The sequence below is a fragment of the Pseudomonas sp. ATCC 13867 genome (assembly GCF_000349845.1).
GTDB lineage: Bacteria > Pseudomonadota > Gammaproteobacteria > Pseudomonadales > Pseudomonadaceae > Pseudomonas.
This window is the reverse complement of the sequence record NC_020829.1, coordinates 1,513,370-1,532,040: the sequence shown is the minus strand read 5'-3', so window position 1 is coordinate 1,532,040 and position 18,671 is coordinate 1,513,370. Positions and strand designations below refer to the sequence as shown.

Below are 18,671 nucleotides of genomic sequence, written 5' to 3'. Positions count from 1 at the left end.
AGAAAGCCACAAGCAAAAAAGAAACTTCCCACATAGCTTGAGATCGTTTTCGCAAAACACGCACTGATCTCCCGGCACGTCCCGAATGCCGCTACGCCATCGCCCTGGCCGGGACGCAATCACGGCACCTTGGCCTCGGCGGCCCGGGCGTGTTCCGCCGCCCACTGCTCATCGCGCTCGCGCACGCGGGCGAAAGCCGGCCGCGCCGTGACGAGTTCGACGTAGCGTTCGAATACCGGCAGTTTGGGCACCACGCCGAAACCGATGGTCCAGCTCAGCGCCGACCCCCACAGCACGTCGGCAGCCGTCATGCGGCCGCCCAGCAGGTAAGGCCCCTGCTCCAGTTGCGCGGCCAGGGTTCTGATCACGCTGTCGTAGTCGCCGTACGGACTCATGGCCGGCGGCGGCGGGTCGCGCTTGAGCGCGCGGTCGAGGATGGCCGGCTCGAAGCTGGAGCCATAGAACACCAGCCAGCGCAGGTACGGGCCGCGCAGCGAGTCATCCAGGGCGGGCGCAAGGCCTGCGCGGGGGAACAGGTCGGCGAGGTAGAGGTAGACCGCGCCCTGCTCGGTCACCAGCGCCTCGCCGTGGCGAATCGCCGGGACCTTGCCCATCGGGTTGATGGCCAGGTATGCCGGCTGGCGCTGCTGGCCGGCCTTCATGTTGATCAGTTCGAGGTCATAGTCGGCGCCCAGCTCCTCCAGCAGCACCAGGGTGCCGCTGGAGCGAGTCTGGGGCGAATGGTACAGGGTGATGCGGGACATGGCGGGGGCTCCTCGGGCACCGCATGGAGCCCCCAGCATAGCCCCGCCAGACCGTTATGCCTCGTCGAAGTGCATCTCCGGCGGTTGCTCGCGGAAACCGCCGGTGATCACCGCCAGGTAGACCACGCCGATCGCCAGCCAGGATGCGCCGAGCCAGATCGCCAGGTGGTCGAGACTGACCATCAGCCACAGGTCGGCAAGCAGGCCGATCAGCGGGAACAGCAGGAACAGCACCCGCTCGCGCAGGCCACGGCGCTCGGCGTTCAGGTAGTAGTGGAAGATCACCGAGAGGTTCACCAGGCTGAAGGCCAGGAAGGCGCCGAAGTTGATGAACGAGGTGGAGGTGGTGACGTCCATGCGCAGCGCCAGCAGCGCCACCACGCCGCACAGCACGATGCTGTTCACCGGGGTCTCGAAGCGCTTGCCGATGCGACCGAAGAACGGGCGCGGCAGTACGCCGTCGCGGCCCATCGCGAACAGCAGGCGCGAGGCGCTGGCCTGGGCCGACAGTCCGGAGGTGAACTGGCCGACGATCAGGCCGACGAGGAAGAAGCTGACGAACAGATCGCCACCGATGTTGCGGGCAATTTCGTAGGCGGCGGAATCGGCGTTCTGGAACTCCAGCGACGGATGCGCCAGTTGTACGAAGTAGCTGGCGGCGATGAAGATGCCGCCACCGATCAGGGTGATCAGCAGGATCGCGCGCGGAATGGTCTTGCGCGGCTCATGGGTTTCTTCGGTCAGGGTGCTGACCGCGTCGAAGCCCAGGAAGGAGTAGCAGGCGATGGCCGCGCCGCCCATGATCAGCGGCAGTTGGGTGCCTTCCTTGAGGAAGGGCTCCAGGGTCCACAACGGACGGCTGGCGTCGCCCATCACGTAGTGGATCGCCAGGCCGACGAAGGCCAGCAGCACCAGGAACTGCACCAGCATCAGCACGCCATTGATGTTCTTCGCCAGGCGCAGGCCGACCACGTTGATCGCGGTGGTCACGCCGATGAACGCCAGCACCCAGAGCGCCTGGGGCACCGCCGGGAAGGCGGAGTGCAGGTAGGCCGCGCCGATCAGCCAGATGGCCATCGGCAGGAACAGGTAGTCCAGCAGCACCGCCCAGCCGGCGAGGAAGCCCAGTTTCGGGCTGATCGACTTGCGCACGTAGGTGTAGGCGGAGCCGGCCACCGGGAAGGCGGCGGCCATGCGCCCATAGCTGAGCGCGGTGAAGAGCATCGCTACCGAGGCGACGAGATAGGCCGAAGGCACCACGCCACGAGTGACGTCGGCGAGGATGCCGAAGGTGCCGAGGACGATGATCGGGGTCATGTAGGCGATGCCGAACAGCACCACCGAACCCAGCGACAGGGTTCGTTTCAGTCGAGCCATTACTGCTTACTCCGCATTGTGTTTGTTATGGCAGCGCAAAGTTGCTGGCCTGCGCTCACCCGCAGGCCTCGCGGGCGCTCTCGTCGCCCGTCGATCGTGGAACAACGCTGTGTCGGCGCGGCCCTGCGCCCCGGCTCCGCAGAAGCCGGATGGGACACTCAGGTGGGAATGATCAATTCGCGCAGGCCGCCGTCGTGCTCGCGCATCTCGCCCGGCAGTACGAAGCGGCGCTCGGCCAGGTAGCTGTAGTCGCGGCGCGCCTGGGCCAGGCGTTCGAAATCCAGCTCGACGATCTGCCGGCACTCTTCGCGGCCGGCCTCGCAGAGCAGTTGGCCGAAGGGATCGACCGCCGCGCTGCCGCCGACGAACACCAGCTCGTCGTCACCCTCGCCGACGCGGTTGACCATCACGGCGTAGGCCTGGTTTTCCATCGCGCGGCCCATGATCGCGGTGCGGTGGGTCGGGCCGTAGGGGTCCATGTTGCCGTTGGTCACGATGATCAGCTCGGCGCCCAGTTGGCCGAGGGCGCGTACGGACTCGGGAAACTCGATGTCGAAGCAGATCACGATGCCGACGCGGATGCCGTTCCACAGGCAGGTGGCGTAGCGGTCGCCGGGGGTGAAGATGCCGCGGTCCGATGCCCACAGGTGCGTCTTGCGGTATTGCATGGCGATACCGTCGGGGGTGACCAGCAGCGTGGTGTTGTAGAAGCGGCCGTCGGCGGCTTCGGCAAAACCCACGGCGACCGAGATGTTCTTCTCCCGTGCGGCACGCAGCACGGCCTGCACGCTGGGACCGTCGATCGGTTCGGCGATGGCAGCGATGTTGGCCTCGGTGGGGAAGCCGGTCAGTTGGGTTTCGGGGAACACCACCAGTTGACTGTCCGGGGCGCAGGCGTGGATGGCGTCGAGGGTACGCGCCAGGTTCCAGGCCACATCGCCATCACGGCCAGCGAGTTGAACGAGTTCGACTTTCATGGGGGCTCCTCGGGTGTTTCATGGACGGGCGCGAAGACATGACCCGATGCCGCAAAAGGGTCAGAATGCGCACCGCGCCGGCGTAAAGGCATTCACCGAGTATGCCGGCGGCGCCCTCACCGGGTAATTACGCCCGCGTGGTAACCCAACGGGGGTAGAGTCATGGGCCTTTCCCTGCAGGACATCGCCTGGCACCGCTCGGTCGGGCAACTGATCGAGGCGCTGGACAAGCCGAACTTCTGGACCTCGCTGGTGCGCCTGCTGGGTCAGTATGTGCCCTTCGACAGCTGGGTGGTGCTGCTTTTCAGCAATGGCAGGCCGCAGGTGTTCGCCGAATGTCCCGGCGAAGATGGCGGGCCGGACCCGCTGTTCCAGGACTACCTCAGGGGCCTCTACCTGCTCGACCCGTTCTACATCGCCAGCCGCGAGGCCCCCGGCAGCGGCTTGTTCCGCCTGGACGACGTGGCCCCGGAAATGTTCGAGCAGACCGACTACTACCAGCGCTACTTCAGCCTCAACGTGGTGGCCGACGAAGTGCAGATCAACGTGCAGCTCGACGGCGAACGCACCCTCTGCTGCTCGCTGGGCAGCAAGGGCCGCTTCACCCCGGAGCAGATCGCTTTACTCGCGCTGGTGCAGCCCTGGGTCGCGGGCCTGATGCGCCAGCGCATGGCCTTCGAGCGCGAAGTGCAGGAAGCGCCCCCGCCGCCGCGCTGGCAGAACCGCCTGGAAGCCACCGCCCAACAGGTGGAAACCCCACTCACCGCCCGCGAACTGGAAGTCGGCCGCTTGATGCTCAGTGGCTGCTCCAGCAAGGAAATCGCCCGCAAGCTGGCCATTTCCGCCGAAACGGTGAAGGTCCACCGCAAGCACATGTACGCCAAGCTCGGGATCAAGTCGCAGTCGGAATTGTTCTCGCTGTTTTTGCAGGCGCAGGGGTGACATCGCACCTTACGCGTTTGTAGGAGCGAGCTTGCTCGCGAACCGCGCGCCAGCGGAGATACCTGGAAATTCTGTTCGCGAGCAAGCTCGCTCCTACAGAAAGCAGCCAGCCGTCGAGCAGCCGGTGAGCAACCGCGGCATTGCGGGTCCATGCTTGAGGACAGGAGGAATCCCCCATGACCCTCAGTGTTTTCGACATGTTCAAGCCCGGCGTCGGGCCATCCAGCTCCCACACCGTGGGGCCGATGCGCGCTACCCGCGAGTTCGTCGACCGCCTGCGGGCGGACGACCGACTGGAGCGGGTGGCGGCGATCGAGGTGCACCTCTACGGCTCCCTCAGCGCCACCGGCAAAGGTCACGCCACCGACCGCGCCTGCCTGATCGGCCTGCTCGGCATCGATCCGGCGGAAGCCGATCCAGCCGCCCTGGCGCCACAGGTGGACGACATCCTGCTGCGCCGTCGCCTGCGCCTGGGCGGCGCGCGGGAGATCGACTTCGATCCGGCGCGGCACCTGGTCTTCCACGACGGCAGCCTGCCCGCCCATCCCAACGGGCTGCACCTGCGCGCGCTGGACGACGACGGCCGGTTGCTGGCCGAGCGCGTCTGCTATTCCGTGGGCGGCGGTTTCGTGGTGGACCAGGCCGACTTCAACACCGACCGCGCCCTGCCCGGCAACCCCACGCCCTACCCCTTCCACAGCGCCGAGGAGCTGCTGCGCCTGTGCCATCAGCATGAGTTCAAGCGCATCAGCGACCTGATGTGGGCCAATGAACTGGCCGTGCGCAGCGCGGCGGAAATCCACGCCGGCCTGGCCCATATCTGGGACGAAATGCAGGCCTGCGTGCGCCGTGGACTGGAAACCGAAGGCACCCTGCCCGGCGGGCTCAAGGTGCGCCGTCGCGCCCCCATGCTCTACCGCCGGTTGAACGAAGCGGACAGCGGCAACCTGATCGCCAGCACCCTCGGCGCGATGGACTGGGTCGATCTCTGGGCGCTGGCGGTGAACGAGGAGAACGCCGCCGGTGGCCGGGTGGTGACCGCGCCCACCAACGGCGCCGCCGGCATCGTTCCGGCGGTGCTGCACTACTACGCGCGCTACGCCCCCCGGGCCGACGCGGAGGCCATCGAACGCTACCTGCTGACCGCCGCCGCCATCGGCATCCTGTGCAAGCTCAACGCCTCGATCTCCGGCGCCGAAGTGGGTTGCCAGGGCGAAGTCGGCTCGGCCTGCGCGATGGCCGCCGGCGCCCTGGCGGAAGTCCTCGGCGGCAGCCTGGAACAGGTGGAGAACGCCGCCGAGATCGGCCTGGAGCACAACCTCGGCCTGACGTGCGACCCGGTGGCCGGCCTGGTGCAGGTACCCTGTATCGAGCGCAACGCGATGGCTTCGCTCAAGGCCATCAACGCCGCCCAACTGGCCCTGCGCGGCGACGGCCAGCATCTGGTCAGCCTCGACAAGGCCATCGACACCCTGCGCGACACCGGGCGGGACATGATGGACAAGTACAAGGAGACCTCCAAGGGCGGGCTGGCAGTCAACGTGATTGCCTGTTAATCCGGCTGAATGCGGGTTCGCGAGCAAGCTCGCTCCTACGAAGTGCAAGCCGGTGCCAACCCTGTAGGAGCGAGCTTGCTCGCGAACAGCCCAGGTACGGATGTGGCCGTTTCTCGCAGCTCCCGAAACACCCTTTCTCAGTCCCGGAAAAAATCGTTAGCCAGCTTTCTTTTTCCCCTGCTTCGGGCTACCGTCGGTGCCCGCCAGAACTGGAATGACCTCCGAAAGCCCATCGCCTTGCCCTTTGTCCAGGCACGTTCGCGCAATACCTGCCATGCTCTGTGACGGCCCTTTCGACCCAACCTGACCGTGATAAGCCCAACGACTGGAGACTCCATGAACCTGTCGCTGCTCAGCCGCTACGCCTTCTTCGCCGCCTGCATCCTGTTTACCCTGATCAGCCTGCCCTTCCTCGGCCACGTCTGGCCCCTGACCCTGCTGACCTTCGCCCTCAGCGTGCTCGGCGTCATCGACCTCCGCCAGCAGCACCACGCGGTACGGCGCAACTACCCGATCCTCGGCAACATCCGCTACCTGGTGGAAGGCATCCGCCCGGAAATCCGCCAGTACCTGCTCGAGGGGGACAACGACGCCCTGCCCTTCTCCCGTGCCCAGCGGGCGCTGGTCTACTCGCGGGCGAAGAACGAGAGCGCCGACAAACCGTTCGGCACCCTGATCGACGTCTACCAGTCGGGCTTCGAGTTCATCGCCCACTCCATCCGCCCGGCGCCGGTGGCCGATCCCTGCACCTTCCGCGTCGACGTGGGCGGCCCGGAATGCAAGCAGCCCTACTCCATCTCGGTGTTCAACATCTCGGCGATGAGCTTCGGCTCCCTCAGCGCCAACGCCATCCGCGCGCTGAACAAGGGCGCGAAGATGGGCAACTTCATCCACGACACCGGCGAGGGCAGCATCAGCCCCTACCACCGCGAGTACGGCGGCGACCTGACCTGGGAACTGGGCAGCGGCTACTTCGGCTGCCGCACCCCGGATGGCCACTTCGACCCGGAGCGCTTCGCCAGGCAGGCGGTCGACCCGCAGGTGAAGATGATCGAGATCAAGCTCAGCCAGGGCGCCAAGCCCGGCCACGGCGGCATCCTGCCCAAGCACAAGGTGACCCCGGAAATCGCCTCCACCCGTGGTGTACCGCTGGGCCAGGACTGCATCTCGCCCTCCTCCCACAGCGCCTTCAGCACGCCCAAGGAGCTGCTCGACTTCATCGTCAAACTGCGCGAACTCTCCGGCGGCAAGCCGGTGGGCTTCAAGCTGTGCATCGGCCACCCGTGGGAGTTCATGGGCATCGCCAAGGCCATGCAGGAGACCGGCATCCTCCCCGACTTCATCGTGGTCGACGGCAAGGAAGGCGGCACCGGCGCCGCGCCGCTGGAGTTCACCGACCACATGGGCCTGCCGATGCGCGAGGGCCTGTTGTTCGTGCACAACACCCTGGTCGGCCTGAACCTGCGCGACAAGATCCGCATCGGCGCCAGCGGCAAGATCGTCAGCGCCTTCGATATCGCCAGCGTGCTGGCGATGGGCGCCGACTGGGCCAACTCGGCGCGCGGCTTCATGTTCGCCATCGGCTGCATCCAGTCGCAGAGCTGCCACACCAACAAGTGCCCGACCGGCGTGGCCACCCAGGACCCGCTGCGCCAACGCGCCCTGGTGGTGCCGGACAAGGCCGAGCGGGTGCGCAACTTCCACCGCAACACCCTCAAGGGCCTGGCCGAGATGATCGCCGCGGCCGGCATCGAGCATCCCTCGCAACTGGAAGCCAGGCATCTGGTGCGTCGCGTGTCGGCCACCGAGATCCGCCTGTTCTCGCACCTGCACTACTTCCTCAAGCCCGGCGAACTGCTCTCGGGCAACATCGAGGGCGAGTTCTACGAGCGCATCTGGCGTATGGCGCGCAGCGACAGCTTCGAGGCGGCGGCGGGCTGACGCCGGCACGAAAAAAGCCCCGGCAACCTGCAGGTTGCCGGGGCTTTTCCTGGCTCAGATGGTCCGCGAGAAGCGCTCCTGCTGCCCACCGCCCAGGTAGGCATCGAAAGCCATCGCCACGCTGCGCATCATCAGTTGCCCCTGGGGCAGCAGCACCAGCGCATCGCCGTGCAGCTCGATCAGGCCGTCGCCGACCTGCTCCTGCAACTGCTGCAGCGATTCCTCGAAATACTCCCTGAAACGGATACCGTGGCGCGCTTCCAGCGGTGCGTAGTCCACGCGGCCATGACACATCAGCGCGCCGATCACCTCGCGGCGCAGGCGGTCGTCGTCGGTCAGGCGGTAGCCCTTGTGCACCGGCAGCAGCCCCTCGTTAAGGCGCGCGTAGTACTGCGACAGCTCCTTCACGTTCTGCCCGTAGGTGTCGCCGACCTTGCTGATGGACGACACGCCCAGGGCGATCAGGTCGCAGTCGGCGTGGGTCGAGTAGCCCTGGAAGTTGCGTTGCAGCGTACCGTTGGCGCGGGCCACGGTCAGCTCGTCGTCGGGCAGCGCGAAGTGGTCCATGCCGATGTAGGCATAGCCCTCCCCGGTCAGCCGGCGGATGGTCAGTTCCAGCAGTTCCAGCTTGCGCTCGGGCGGCGGCATGTCCTCGCGGCGGATCAGCCGCTGCGCGCGCACCCGCTCGGGCAGGTGGGCGTAGCTGTAGGCGGCGATGCGGTCGGGACGCAATGCGACGATCTTGCTCAGGGTGGCGTCGAAGCTCTCCACCGTCTGCAGCGGCAGGCCGTAGATCAGGTCCACGGAAACCGACTTGAAGCGCGCCTCGCGGGCGGCGTGGATGAGGTCGAAGATCTGCTGCTCGCTCTGTACGCGATTGACCGCCGCCTGGACCTTCTCGTCGAAATCCTGCACGCCGAAGCTCAGGCGGTTGAAGCCCTGGGCGCGCAGCTCGGCGATGCGTTCGCGGCTGATGGTGCGCGGATCGACCTCGATGGAGAACTCATGGTCGTCGCTCTCGTCCAGGTTGAAATGCTCGCGCAGGCAATCCATCAGCTCGGTCAACTGTGCACTGGTCAGGTAGGTGGGCGTACCGCCCCCCAGGTGCAATTGGGTGAGCTTGCGCGAACCGTCGAACAATGCCGCCTGCATGGCGATCTCGCGCTTGAGGTAGTCGAGGTATTCGACGGCGCGGTGGGTCTTCTGGGTGATGATCTTGTTGCAGGCGCAGTAGTAGCACAGGCTCTGGCAGAACGGGATGTGGATGTACACCGAGAGTGGCTTGGACGGTGCCTCGTTGCTGCGCCGGGCCGCTGCGCGGTAGTCGTCGGCGGCGAAGGCGCCGTGGAACTGCGGCGCGGTGGGGTAGGACGTATAGCGCGGGCCGGGGCGGTCGTACTTCTCCACCAGCGCGCGGTTGAAACTCATAGATTCGGGCATGACACGGCTCCTCTGGCGCTGGCAGTCTGTCGCTGCAAGTCGCCGACGCACAATACACCGATCACGCTACGCCGCTCCTGTGCAGGATCAAGAACTTCCCACTCGATGCCGCCCGAAGCATCCTCCGGACGGGGCATGCCAGGCGCAGCCGGACAGCCTGTAGCGCCTCAAAGGATACCGGTGCGCCGCAGCGCCTCGCGCAGGTGTTCGATGAACGCATGGATCTTGCGCGTGGCCCGGCGGTTGCTCGGGTACACGGCGAGGATCTGCGAGCCGAAGGTGTCCGGCTCGAAGTAGAACGCATCCAGCACCGTGACCAGCCGTCCGCAGCGCAGGTGATCCAGCACGCTCCAGCGTGGGCACGGCAGCAGGCCGTGTCCGGCCAGGCAGGCGGTGAGCAACATGGCCTGGTTGTCGCTGCTCAGGCGTCCGCTGCGCGGCGTGGAGTAGCGCTCGCCGTCCAGGTCGAACCACCAGCGGTCGTCCAGCGCCGGGTGGCGGTAGATCAGGCAGTCGTGCTCGATGACCTCGCGCGGATGCTGGGGCGTGCCGCGCCGTGCCAGGTACAGGGGACTGGCGCAGACAGCGATGCGGCTTTCCGCCAGTGGCTGCGCGATCAGCCCCGGCAGGTCGCTGTTGCCCATGCGCAACGCGAGGTCGTAGCGGCCGTCGAGCAGGTCGAGGTAGCTGTCGGAGAGGTCCACCTGCAGGCGTACGTCCGGGTGCAGGGCGAGGAAGTCCGCGCAGGCCTGGTCGAGGAAGGCCGGGCCGAACAGCAGCGGCGCGGTGATGCGCAGCACGCCCCGCAGGCTGTGCTGCAACTGGGCGATCTCCTCGGTGGTCTCGCGCATCCGCTCCAGCACCTCGCGGGCGCCGTCCAGGTAAAGCTGGCCGGCCTCGGTCAACGACATGCTGCGCGTGGTGCGCTCGAACAGCCGCGCGCCCAGTTCGCTCTCCAGCAGGCCGATGGCCTTGGTGACGGCCGAGGGAGTCTTGCCCAGTCGCTCGGCTGCGCGGCTGAAACTGCCGGTTTCAGCGCTGGCAACGAACATCGTCAGGCTGCTGAACTTGTCCATATTATTTCCAGATTTTCACAAGTGTTATGAGCCGTTGCGCCTTCCTGGCCGCTGGCCGCCCCGATAGCCTCTTGCGCAGACCAATAAAAATCAACCGGTACACAAGGGGAAGTCATGCACACGTTGCTCAAAGGCGCGCTGGCCGTTGCAATCGCGCTCGGCACTTTGGAAGCACAGGCACAGAACGCGGACCTGATCCTGCTCAACGGCAAGGTTTTCACCGCCGAGCCGGGCCAGGCGCTGCAACAGGCGGTCGCGGTGGCCGATGGCAAGGTGCTGAAAGTGGGCACCAACGACGAGATCCGCGCCCTGGGCGACGCCGGCAGCAAGGTCGTCGACCTCGGTGGCAAGGTGCTGATGCCCGGCTTCATCGACAGCCACTCGCACTCCATCTTCGGTGGCCTGGAGCTGATCTCCGCCAGCCTGCAGGATGAGGAAATGGACCTCGACGCCTTCGTCAAGCGCTTGAAGAAGGACCGCGACAGCGGCAGGGCGATGGCGGGCGACGTGGTGGTGATGAACGGCATGAACTCCACCTACTGGTCCCAGTCCGAGGGCCTGGCGCAGCGCCTGAACAACGGCGAGTGGGAGAACGTGCCGGTGATCCTGATCGGCAGCGACCACCACACCGCCTGGGCCAACGCCGCCATGCTCAAGCGCGCCGGGCTCGATGCGCAGCGCCTGCGTGGCCTGAGCGCCCTGGAACAGCAGAACATCGCCCACGACAAGCACTTCAATCCCACCGGCTTCCTCGTCGATTCCGGCTTCGACCTGGCCGCGGCCGCCATGCCCGTCGCCGACACCCAGACCATGAAGCGTGCGGGCGTGGCCGCGGTGAAGTACAACAACAGCCTCGGCATCACCGCCTGGATGGACCCGGCGGCCAACGGCGCACCGGGTGAGGCGCTGTTCAACATCACGCCCACCGAGAAGAGCGTCGGCGTGCTGCCGGTGTACCGCGACCTGGCCCGTGACGGCCAGCTCAGCGCCCACGTCGCGGCGCTGCTGGTGGCCAATCCGAAGAGCCGTCCGGCCGATCTCGCGGTGCTGGACAAGGTGCGCCAGCAGTTCCAGGGCATCCCCAACCTGACCCTGCCGGGGATCAAGATCTTCGCCGACGGCGTGATCGAGTTCCCGGCGCAGTCCGCCGCGCTGCTGGAAGACTACAAGAACAGCCACAAGCCCGGCGAACTGCTGATCGACCCGCAGCATTTCGGCGAACTGGTCAGCGCCGCCGACGCCCGTGGCTGGCTGGTGCACATCCACGCCATCGGCGACCGCGCGGTGCGCGAATCGCTCAACGGCATCGCCCAGGCGCGCAAGGACCGGCAGAGCGGCATCCGCCACTCGATCACCCACCTGCAACTGGTCAGCCCGCAGGACTTCCCGCGCTTCAAGTCGCTGGGCGTGATCGCCTCGATGCAACTGGACTGGGCCACCGCCGAGCCCTACACGGTCGAGTTGGTGAAGCCCTACATCGCCGACGACGCCTATCGCTACATGTACCCGGCGAAATCGCTGCTGGACAACGGCGCCACCATCGCCGGCGCCAGCGACTGGCCGGTATCCACCCCGGACCCGCTGAAGGCCGTCTACCAGGCGGTGACCCGCCAGGGCGAGCAAGGCGTGCTGAATGCCGCCGAGCGCGTCGACCGCCAGACCATGTTCTACGCCTACACCCGCAATGCCGCGCAGGCCATCGGCCTGGAGCGGAAGATCGGCAGCCTGGCCCCCGGCAAGCAGGCCGACATGGTCGTCCTCGACCGCGACGTGTTCAGCGTGCCCGAGCAGCAACTGGCCGAAGCCCGCGTGCTGCACACCCTGTTCGAAGGCCGCGAAGTCTACCGCGCCGACGACGCTCCGGCTCTCTGACGAGCCGGGCTCCTGCGTCGGGACCTGAACACCCCCGGCGCCCTGCCCGCCAGCCCAGCCCTTCCTCCAAGCCCCCGACGACGCCGGGAGGGCTGGCGCTGCGCGGGCCTTTTCGCCCTGCCCCACAGACAATCACAACAAAGGGACAACCGCATGAACCGCCCGCAATGGCTCATCGGCGCGCTGCTCGCCTGCGCGCCGCTCACCCCCGCCCTGGCCGTGGAGCTCAGCCAGGACTTCGCCCTGCAGATCGACGCCGCGCTGCTCAGCGACTACCGCACCCGTGGCATCTCGCAGACCCAGGGCGACCCGGCCGCCCAGCTCGGCCTCACCCTGCAGCATGCCAGCGGCCCGTACCTGGGGGCCTGGACCTCCAACGTCGACTACGGCTACGACCACAAGACCCGCCAGGAAATGGACTACTACCTCGGCTGGTACTGGCAGGCCAACGACGATGTCGCCCTGGACCTGGGCTATCTCAAGTACAGCTACCCCAAGGAAAGCCAGTTCAACCAGAGCGACGTGTACGCCATCCTCCACGCCTATGGCTTCGAGCTGGCGGCCTACTACGGTGACGACTACCCCACCTATTTCGGCGAGAAGCAGAGCAATCTCTACACCTACCTGGCCTACAACGCCGAACTGCCGGCCGAGTTCCAGTTGCGCGTGCGCTATGGCCGCAACGACGCGAAGGACCCGCTCTACCTTTCCGGCGGCGAAGACACCCGCGACACCTACCACGAGTGGGAGGTCAAACTGAGCCATGAGCTGGTGGGGCTGGATTGGGCGGTGAGTTACATCGATACCGACCTGTCCCGGTACGAATGCCTGAACAACTTCGGCTTCAAGGACGCCTGTACCGCCACGGTGGTGGCCAGCGTGGCGAAGAGTTTCTGAGGCGAAAGCCAACCGGGGCGCCGCGTGAATCGCGGCGTCCCGATGCACACGGGGAGTTCGCGTTGCGCCCGCCGGCCTCAGAACTTGTAGTTGACCTCCAGCGTCAACGAGCGCTCGGGGGCGGGCTGCCGTCCCCAGGGGCTGGTGTCGATGCCACGGAAGTAATACTGGCGATTGAACAGGTTGCTGATACCGGCCGACGCCGTCAGGACACTCTGGTCCTGCAGGGGAAACTCCCGCTGGATCGCCGTATTCCACAGCCAATAGGCTGGCAGTTCCCCGACCGTCGCATTGGCATCCTCGTCAGCGCTATTCGCGGCGTCGGTATAGGCGCTGCTGACATACAGACCATCCAGGCTGTAGGTCCAGAACTCGGCGAAGCGGTACTGGCCATCCACACCGAACTGCTGCCGGGAGGCATAGGGCACGTCGTTCCCCTTGAACTCCCCACTGCGCTGCTCGGCATCCAGGTAGGCATAGCTGGCGTGCAGATCGAGCTCGGGCAGGGCTTCCGGCGTCCAGAACACCTCGGTCTCGATACCCTGGTGCCGGGTGCTGCCGATGTTCTGGAAGCGGTCGGTGGTCGCCGAATAGACGATCTGGTCGTCGAAATCGATGCGGTAGACACCGAAGTCCACACGCAAGCCATCCCAGGGGATGTAGCGGACCCCGGTTTCATAGTTCCAGGCCAGTTCCGCGCCGACATCCCCCTCCTTCACGATCTGCGTCACTTGCGGCGGGCGCAGGGACTTCTGGGCATTGGCATACAGGTACCACTCGTCAGTGGCCTGGAAGCCGATGGTCAGCCCCGGAAGCCACTCTTCGGATCGGTTGTCCTTGCGGACCTGGGTCAGGCCGTCGTCATAGTCCATGCGGGCGTTTTCATAACGCACCCCCGGCGTGATGGTGAGGCGGCGATCCATCAGGCCGATGGCATTGCTCAGGTAGACCGCCTGGGCGTCATCGTTGAACTTCCAATCACGGAACGGCGTGGTGACGCCCGTCGCCAGGCTCTGCCTGTTCACCTTGTAATCGATGTCCTCGCTGACGTAGCGCGCCCCGACCAGCCAGGTCTGGCTGACCTGCTCGTCGTCGATGCTCAGGCTCAATCGCGGCTCGCTGCCCCAGACCTTGAAGTCACGCGGGCCATCCTGGCGGGTCAGGGGCGACGCATCGGGGGTGAACGGCAGGCCGACCACGAAGTTGCGGTAGCTGTCGTGGGCGAAGTTGGTCCAGCTGAACTCCACCGAGTCGAAGGGCCCGATGCTGCCCAGTTGCTCGGTGTAGGTGCCCCAGACTCGCGTCGTATCGCCTTCGAAGCGGTCAAGCGGACGGGTGGACTGGCGCGGATCGTGTCGATAGTCCTCCGGCGACAGCGCGCCGGCCAGGTCCATGTCGGCCTTGTAGTACTGGACGCCAAAGCTCAGATCGCGGTAGTCGTCGATATTCCACTGTCCGCGTAGCCGGTAGTTCTGCACATCGGTATCGGAATGCTCGCGCCCGGCCTCGCCGCTGAGCGTATTGAGGTCCAGTTGCAGGCCGAAGTTGTCGGTCAGGAAGCCGCCGGTGCCGACATAGGTGTCCCACAGCTGCCGCCCTCCGGGGTAGAAGGTCGCCTTCTCCTTGAGGTTGGTTTCCCAGGTGCGCGGGATCGGCCGGCTGATGAAGTTGATCACGCCCCCGACGTTGTTGGGGCCGTACTGGACGGCCGCGCCGCCCTTGACCACGTCGATTCGATCGACCATCGCCAGCGTCACCGGAAACAGGGAAAGACCGGTTTGCCCATAGGGCGCCAGCGCCAGCGGAATGCCGTCGGACAGGGCCTGGATGCGGCCACTGCGGCTTTCATAGAGGCCGCGGACGGCAATCTGCGGCAGTGCGCCCGTACCGGTCTCGTCGAAGATCTTCACCCCTGGCACGCGCTGGAGCGCATCGTCCACGCCCCGCACGCTGGGCTTCTGCAATTGGGCGGAATCCACCAGGGTACGGCTGCCGGCATAGCTGATGACCTCCGGCGCGCTGGCATTCCCCAGCACATCGCCGGTGATCACCATCGGTGCGAGAGGGGCAGGCGCTTCCGCCTGGACGTTCTGCCCGGTGGCAGTCCCCGGCACGATGATGAAGGTTCCATCCTCCTTGGCGACGGCGTGCAGCCCGGTGCCTTCCAGCAGTTTCTGCAGGGCCTGCTCGAGGGTGTAGCTGCCCTTCAGCGCCGGGCTGGGCCGGTCATTGGCGATATCGCTGGCGAACAGGATTTGCGACGAGGACTGCCTGGCCAGGTCGTTCAGGGCGTGTTCCAGCCTGGAGCTGGGCAGGTCGAGGGTGAAGGTGTCCTGGGCACTCGCATAGGCGGCCAGCAACAGATTGCCGGCCAGCACGGAAAGCGACAACAGGGCTCGGGGCACAGGGGTGCGCATGGGGAGGGATTCCTTGTGAATGATTCTGGTTTCCCTCCATGCCGCTGCCCGAACGGCAAAACCCTACCTCCGCCCTGATTATTTTTTCGCAGGTCGCCTTTGCAGGTGCGCCGTGCCATCCGAATCGAAGCTCAGTTCGACGGGCAGGACACCCGGCAGCAGCTTGAGCAGCGACTCCACGTTCTCGCTCTTGAACACCCCGTTGATCGGCAGGTCGGCCAGCTCCGGATCGTCCAGGACAATCCTCGGCCCCCGGTAACGCTGCATCGCCTCCAGCGCCTGTTTCAGCGGAGTACGCTTGAAGACCAGCTTGCCGTCCTGCCAGGCCGTCGCTGTGGCGGTGTCCACGGTTCTGGGAGCGGAAAGCCGCCCGTCATGCGTGATGGCCTGCTGCCCGGGCGCAAGGTGCGCTTCGCTGTCCCCCGCGCCAACCAGGACGCTGCCACGCAACAGGGTCACCTGCACGTCCGCTCCCGCATTCAGCACATTGAACAGCGTGCCCTTGACCTGTACCCGGGTGGTGCCGGCGAGGACCTGGAACGGGCGCAGGCGCGCCCTGGAGACATCGAACAGGGCTTGCCCGTCCTGCAACTCGGCGCGGCGCGAGCGAAGGTGCCAGGCCAGCGACACGCGGGTGCCGCCGTCGAGGGTCAGATGGGAGCCATCGGCCAGCGCCAGGGTTCGACGCTGCCCCGGCTCCGTCGCGAACTGCTCGTGACGGTAGGCGGGGTCCAGCCAGAACAGCAGCGCGATGAGCAGCAACGACGCTACGCCGGCCAAGGGCGCACGGGGTTTGCGCGGCTTCGGCACGGGCAGGGGGAAACGTTCGCGGAGCAGGTCGCGGTGACGCTCCAGGACGTCCTCTTCGGGCTGGAAGGGTTGCTTGTTCGGACCGGATGCACTCACGGCGATTATCCTTTTCGCTCCAGATGCGCGCGACACGCCAGCATGCCCAGGCGCAAGTGCTTCTCCACCGTCTTCAGGGATATGCCCATCTGCCTGGCAACCTCGCCCTGCGGGAGGCCGTGGATCTTGTGCATGACGAACACCATCCGGCAACGGACCGGCAACGCTTCGATCGCCTCGACCAAACGCTCCAGTTCACGCTCGGACTCGCAGTGCCGATAGGGCGAAGGCGCCGGGCAAACCGGCTCGGCCGCCTCGACCAGAGGGGCCGTCAGCGCGCGCCGGCGGCGCTCGCTACGGTAGCGGTCCACCGCGCGGTCGCTGGATATCTTCCGCAGCAGCGCCAGCGGCGATTGTATGCCGTGCCGTTCGGAGCGCTCCAGCATCTCCACGCAAACGTCGTGCACCACTTCCTGGGCAAATCCACGGTCCCCGAAACGGCGGCGTACATGCTCCACCAACTCATCGTAGTGATGGACCAGCGCAGCGAGTAAAGACGGCTTGGCGGACATGGATGGCAGCGCGGACGGATGAGTGGGTAGGCAGCCGTCGATCATAAATGATATTTAATCGCATTGGTAACCTATTCTCTATTGATCCGTCGCCTCGAACGCTCGACGCCAGGTGGAGCTCGCCTGCCCGCTGCCTCACGGCCACCGGCAGGGCCGCGCTACCCATTGCCCAGGAAACGGCCCCGGTACTCCGCCGAAGGCATCAGGCAGCGGTCCTCGCGGCCGAACAGGCGATAGCGGTTGCGGGCGATACGGTCGTAGAGCCCGTCGCGCAACGACATCGGCACCAGCCACAGGACGCGCAGCCAGTTCCACGGCGCCGGCAGTTGGCCGATCACCCGCAGGAAGGCTTCGCTGCGCTCGTAGCCGCAGTGGCCGTCGATGTACAGCAGGGTGTCGAAATAGTCGGTCGGCAGCCCGAACCAGTCGAGGATCGCCTGGCCTTCCGGGGACTGCACGCTGCACAGTTTCAGGCGCCGGTCGCGATCATGGCGCAGCAGGAAGCGGCTCCAGCCCGTGCAGAGGCGACAGACGCCATCGAACAACACAACCTTGTCACCGGGAAGCATGTCGGGGGGCAGCGGCATGGCGTCGTCTCCAGAACCCTGGTACGCACACTCTGCCCGCCGTATGTGACAACTACGGACTTTCGTCGCTCACCCCATTGGCCAGTGAATACAACCGGTACTCCACCCAGCCCGGTCCCAGCCGCCCCTCGCCCACCGCGAGCAGATGGTTCAGCCAGCGGTAGCGCTCATCCCCGACTTCGAAGCGCGGCTGGATCATGAAATAGGTATCGCCATACTCCGTGCTCTCGCCCCGGGACACCGCCGTGATGACCCTCGGATTGGCCACCAGCAGCCCGTTATGCTGCATCAGTATCCGCGCCCCATCGTCGGTGCGCAGCACCAGGCGCACCTCCAGGTGCCAGCCGCCATCGTTATCCACCAGGATCCAGTCGCCCCCGCCGGGCAACACGTCGCCGCTCAGGCGCCGCCCCTGGAAGGTCCCCCCGCCGGCCGCCGAGATCAAACGCTGACCGTGGGGCACCCGGCCGATCTCCAGCGGCACGCTCGCCTTCACACTCATGGTCATCAGCGGCTCGAGTTTCATCGACAGCTCCTGTCAGGCATCTTCATGGCCCCTTGAGTAAAGCAGCCGCCCCCGACACCGGCCACGCTCAGCCGAAGCGATAGCGCAGCAGCCGCCCCATGCGCCGCAGCGCCGGAATCGCCAGGGTGATCCGGTAGAGCAGGCGTACGCCCAGGGACATCCGGGCGATCTGCGCCTCGTCGTAGGGCTCGACGGCGTCGACGAAACGCAGGCCGGGCACCTGCGCCTCCAGTTCGGCATTGTCGTCGATGCCCCAGTGCAGGATGGCGCCGGTCTTGCGAATCATCGGATGGTATTGCATCCAGCGGATGCCCTGCCGCGTGTAGCCGTCGAAGATCAGCTCGCCGCTGCCGCAATGGGCGACCAGCGCGCGCAGCAGCCAGGGCAGCGCATCGCTTTCCACATAGGGCAGCACACCCTCGGCGACGATCAGCACCGGCTGGCCGACCGGCACCACGCGCCACCAGTCCGGCTCGGTCAGCGCGCTGGATACCAGGTGGCAGTTCTCCCGCTCCGGATACAGGCGCTCGCGCAGGGCGATCACCTCGGGGAAATCCACCTCGAACCACTGCACCGTGGAGGGCGGATCGATACGCCACACCCGGCTGTCGAGGCCGCAGCCCAGTTGCAGGATCACCGCCGCAGGGTGGCGCGCGAGAAAGTCGCGCACCCAGTCGTCGAACAGCTTGGCACGCAGCGCCACGCCGATCTGCCCGGCACGGCCGATGTGCAGGCGGGCGAAGTCATAGTCGACCCGGTCCAGCGTCCGGCGGGCGACGTGGTCGTGCAGCAGGCTGTCCGCCAGCTCGCTCTCCTTCGCCTTGGCATAGAAGGTGATCAGCAGCGTTTCCGGCGTCCCGTGCAGGTCGATGCGTTCCACG

General features: G+C 66.3%; 16 protein-coding genes. 5 read left to right on the top strand and 11 right to left on the bottom strand.

Annotation, left to right across the window (positions count from 1 at the left end; all coding sequences use genetic code 11):
* Nucleotides 1-119 precede the first annotated feature (119 nt).
* From H681_RS07000 to H681_RS06990, 3 genes are all read right to left on the bottom strand, one after another.
* On the bottom strand, nt 120-764 hold the full coding sequence (locus H681_RS07000; protein WP_015476147.1) for a glutathione S-transferase family protein: 645 nt from the start codon (nt 762-764) through the stop codon (nt 120-122).
* Nucleotides 765-818: 54 nt separating this feature from the next.
* On the bottom strand, nt 819-2,141 hold the full coding sequence (locus H681_RS06995) for an APC family permease (protein WP_015476146.1): 1,323 nt from the start codon (nt 2,139-2,141) through the stop codon (nt 819-821).
* A gap of 158 nt (nt 2,142-2,299) precedes the next feature.
* Nucleotides 2,300-3,118 carry a carbon-nitrogen hydrolase family protein gene (locus tag H681_RS06990; protein ID WP_015476145.1) on the bottom strand — a complete coding sequence of 273 codons (819 nt, stop codon included), beginning with the start codon at nt 3,116-3,118 and terminating at the stop codon, nt 2,300-2,302.
* A 162-nt stretch (nt 3,119-3,280) separates the two neighbouring features.
* Here H681_RS06990 and H681_RS06985 point away from each other — a divergent pair, with 162 nt between their 5' ends.
* The 3 genes from H681_RS06985 (at nt 3,281) to H681_RS06975 (ending at nt 7,557) form a co-directional block, all read left to right on the top strand.
* Complete coding sequence (locus tag H681_RS06985) at nt 3,281-4,060, top strand: helix-turn-helix transcriptional regulator (RefSeq protein WP_015476144.1); 780 nt, start codon at nt 3,281-3,283, stop codon at nt 4,058-4,060.
* 176 nt (nt 4,061-4,236) lie between these two features.
* Entirely contained in the window at nt 4,237-5,616 is a 1,380-nt protein-coding gene (locus H681_RS06980; protein WP_015476143.1) for an L-serine ammonia-lyase, read from the top strand.
* A 336-nt stretch (nt 5,617-5,952) separates the two neighbouring features.
* Nucleotides 5,953-7,557, top strand: coding sequence for an FMN-binding glutamate synthase family protein (locus H681_RS06975; protein ID WP_015476142.1), 1,605 nt, complete (start codon nt 5,953-5,955; stop codon nt 7,555-7,557).
* A gap of 54 nt (nt 7,558-7,611) precedes the next feature.
* Here H681_RS06975 and hemN read toward each other — a convergent pair whose 3' ends face one another.
* Together hemN and H681_RS06965 are read right to left on the bottom strand one after the other, a co-directional pair.
* Complete coding sequence (gene hemN / locus H681_RS06970; RefSeq protein ID WP_041711795.1) at nt 7,612-8,997, bottom strand: oxygen-independent coproporphyrinogen III oxidase; 1,386 nt, start codon at nt 8,995-8,997, stop codon at nt 7,612-7,614.
* Between the two features lie 167 nt (nt 8,998-9,164).
* Nucleotides 9,165-10,073 carry a LysR family transcriptional regulator gene (locus H681_RS06965; RefSeq protein ID WP_015476140.1) on the bottom strand — a complete coding sequence of 303 codons (909 nt, stop codon included), beginning with the start codon at nt 10,071-10,073 and terminating at the stop codon, nt 9,165-9,167.
* Between the two features lie 114 nt (nt 10,074-10,187).
* On the opposite strand from H681_RS06965, the gene H681_RS06960 reads away from it, so the two are divergent.
* Together H681_RS06960 and H681_RS06955 are read left to right on the top strand one after the other, a co-directional pair.
* Entirely contained in the window at nt 10,188-11,945 is a 1,758-nt protein-coding gene (locus H681_RS06960; RefSeq protein ID WP_015476139.1) for an amidohydrolase, read from the top strand.
* A 153-nt stretch (nt 11,946-12,098) separates the two neighbouring features.
* Entirely contained in the window at nt 12,099-12,842 is a 744-nt protein-coding gene (locus H681_RS06955; protein WP_015476138.1) for a TorF family putative porin, read from the top strand.
* A 77-nt stretch (nt 12,843-12,919) separates the two neighbouring features.
* Here H681_RS06955 and H681_RS06950 read toward each other — a convergent pair whose 3' ends face one another.
* The 6 genes from H681_RS06950 to H681_RS06925 all read right to left on the bottom strand — a co-directional run bounded on the left by H681_RS06950 (nt 12,920) and on the right by H681_RS06925 (nt 18,670).
* Nucleotides 12,920-15,259 carry a TonB-dependent siderophore receptor gene (locus H681_RS06950; protein ID WP_015476137.1) on the bottom strand — a complete coding sequence of 780 codons (2,340 nt, stop codon included), beginning with the start codon at nt 15,257-15,259 and terminating at the stop codon, nt 12,920-12,922.
* A 78-nt stretch (nt 15,260-15,337) separates the two neighbouring features.
* A complete protein-coding gene (locus H681_RS06945) occupies nt 15,338-16,165 on the bottom strand; it encodes a FecR family protein (protein WP_015476136.1) in 828 nt (275 codons plus the stop codon).
* A 5-nt stretch (nt 16,166-16,170) separates the two neighbouring features.
* Nucleotides 16,171-16,686: an RNA polymerase sigma factor gene (locus H681_RS06940; RefSeq protein ID WP_177324595.1), complete on the bottom strand. Its 516-nt coding sequence runs from the start codon at nt 16,684-16,686 to the stop codon at nt 16,171-16,173.
* Nucleotides 16,687-16,835: 149 nt separating this feature from the next.
* Nucleotides 16,836-17,264 (bottom strand): thiol-disulfide oxidoreductase DCC family protein, encoded by a 429-nt coding sequence (locus H681_RS06935; protein ID WP_015476134.1) that lies wholly within the window; start codon nt 17,262-17,264, stop codon nt 16,836-16,838.
* 52 nt (nt 17,265-17,316) lie between these two features.
* A complete protein-coding gene (locus tag H681_RS06930; RefSeq protein WP_015476133.1) occupies nt 17,317-17,790 on the bottom strand; it encodes a DUF3237 domain-containing protein in 474 nt (157 codons plus the stop codon).
* A gap of 67 nt (nt 17,791-17,857) precedes the next feature.
* Complete coding sequence (locus H681_RS06925) at nt 17,858-18,670, bottom strand: class I SAM-dependent methyltransferase (protein WP_015476132.1); 813 nt, start codon at nt 18,668-18,670, stop codon at nt 17,858-17,860.
* Nucleotide 18,671 lies beyond the last annotated feature (1 nt).

What these genes read in the sequence shown, in the direction of transcription:
- H681_RS07000 (WP_015476147.1), bottom strand. Translation starts at nt 764, where the DNA reads ATGTCCCGCATCACCCTGTACCATTCGCCCCAGACTCGCTCCAGCGGC.
- H681_RS06995 (WP_015476146.1), bottom strand. Translation starts at nt 2,141, where the DNA reads ATGGCTCGACTGAAACGAACCCTGTCGCTGGGTTCGGTGGTGCTGTTC.
- H681_RS06990 (WP_015476145.1), bottom strand. Translation starts at nt 3,118, where the DNA reads ATGAAAGTCGAACTCGTTCAACTCGCTGGCCGTGATGGCGATGTGGCC.
- H681_RS06985 (WP_015476144.1), top strand. Translation starts at nt 3,281, where the DNA reads ATGGGCCTTTCCCTGCAGGACATCGCCTGGCACCGCTCGGTCGGGCAA.
- H681_RS06980 (WP_015476143.1), top strand. Translation starts at nt 4,237, where the DNA reads ATGACCCTCAGTGTTTTCGACATGTTCAAGCCCGGCGTCGGGCCATCC.
- H681_RS06975 (WP_015476142.1), top strand. Translation starts at nt 5,953, where the DNA reads ATGAACCTGTCGCTGCTCAGCCGCTACGCCTTCTTCGCCGCCTGCATC.
- hemN (WP_041711795.1), bottom strand. Translation starts at nt 8,997, where the DNA reads ATGCCCGAATCTATGAGTTTCAACCGCGCGCTGGTGGAGAAGTACGAC.
- H681_RS06965 (WP_015476140.1), bottom strand. Translation starts at nt 10,073, where the DNA reads ATGGACAAGTTCAGCAGCCTGACGATGTTCGTTGCCAGCGCTGAAACC.
- H681_RS06960 (WP_015476139.1), top strand. Translation starts at nt 10,188, where the DNA reads ATGCACACGTTGCTCAAAGGCGCGCTGGCCGTTGCAATCGCGCTCGGC.
- H681_RS06955 (WP_015476138.1), top strand. Translation starts at nt 12,099, where the DNA reads ATGAACCGCCCGCAATGGCTCATCGGCGCGCTGCTCGCCTGCGCGCCG.
- H681_RS06950 (WP_015476137.1), bottom strand. Translation starts at nt 15,259, where the DNA reads ATGCGCACCCCTGTGCCCCGAGCCCTGTTGTCGCTTTCCGTGCTGGCC.
- H681_RS06935 (WP_015476134.1), bottom strand. Translation starts at nt 17,264, where the DNA reads ATGCCGCTGCCCCCCGACATGCTTCCCGGTGACAAGGTTGTGTTGTTC.
- H681_RS06930 (WP_015476133.1), bottom strand. Translation starts at nt 17,790, where the DNA reads ATGAAACTCGAGCCGCTGATGACCATGAGTGTGAAGGCGAGCGTGCCG.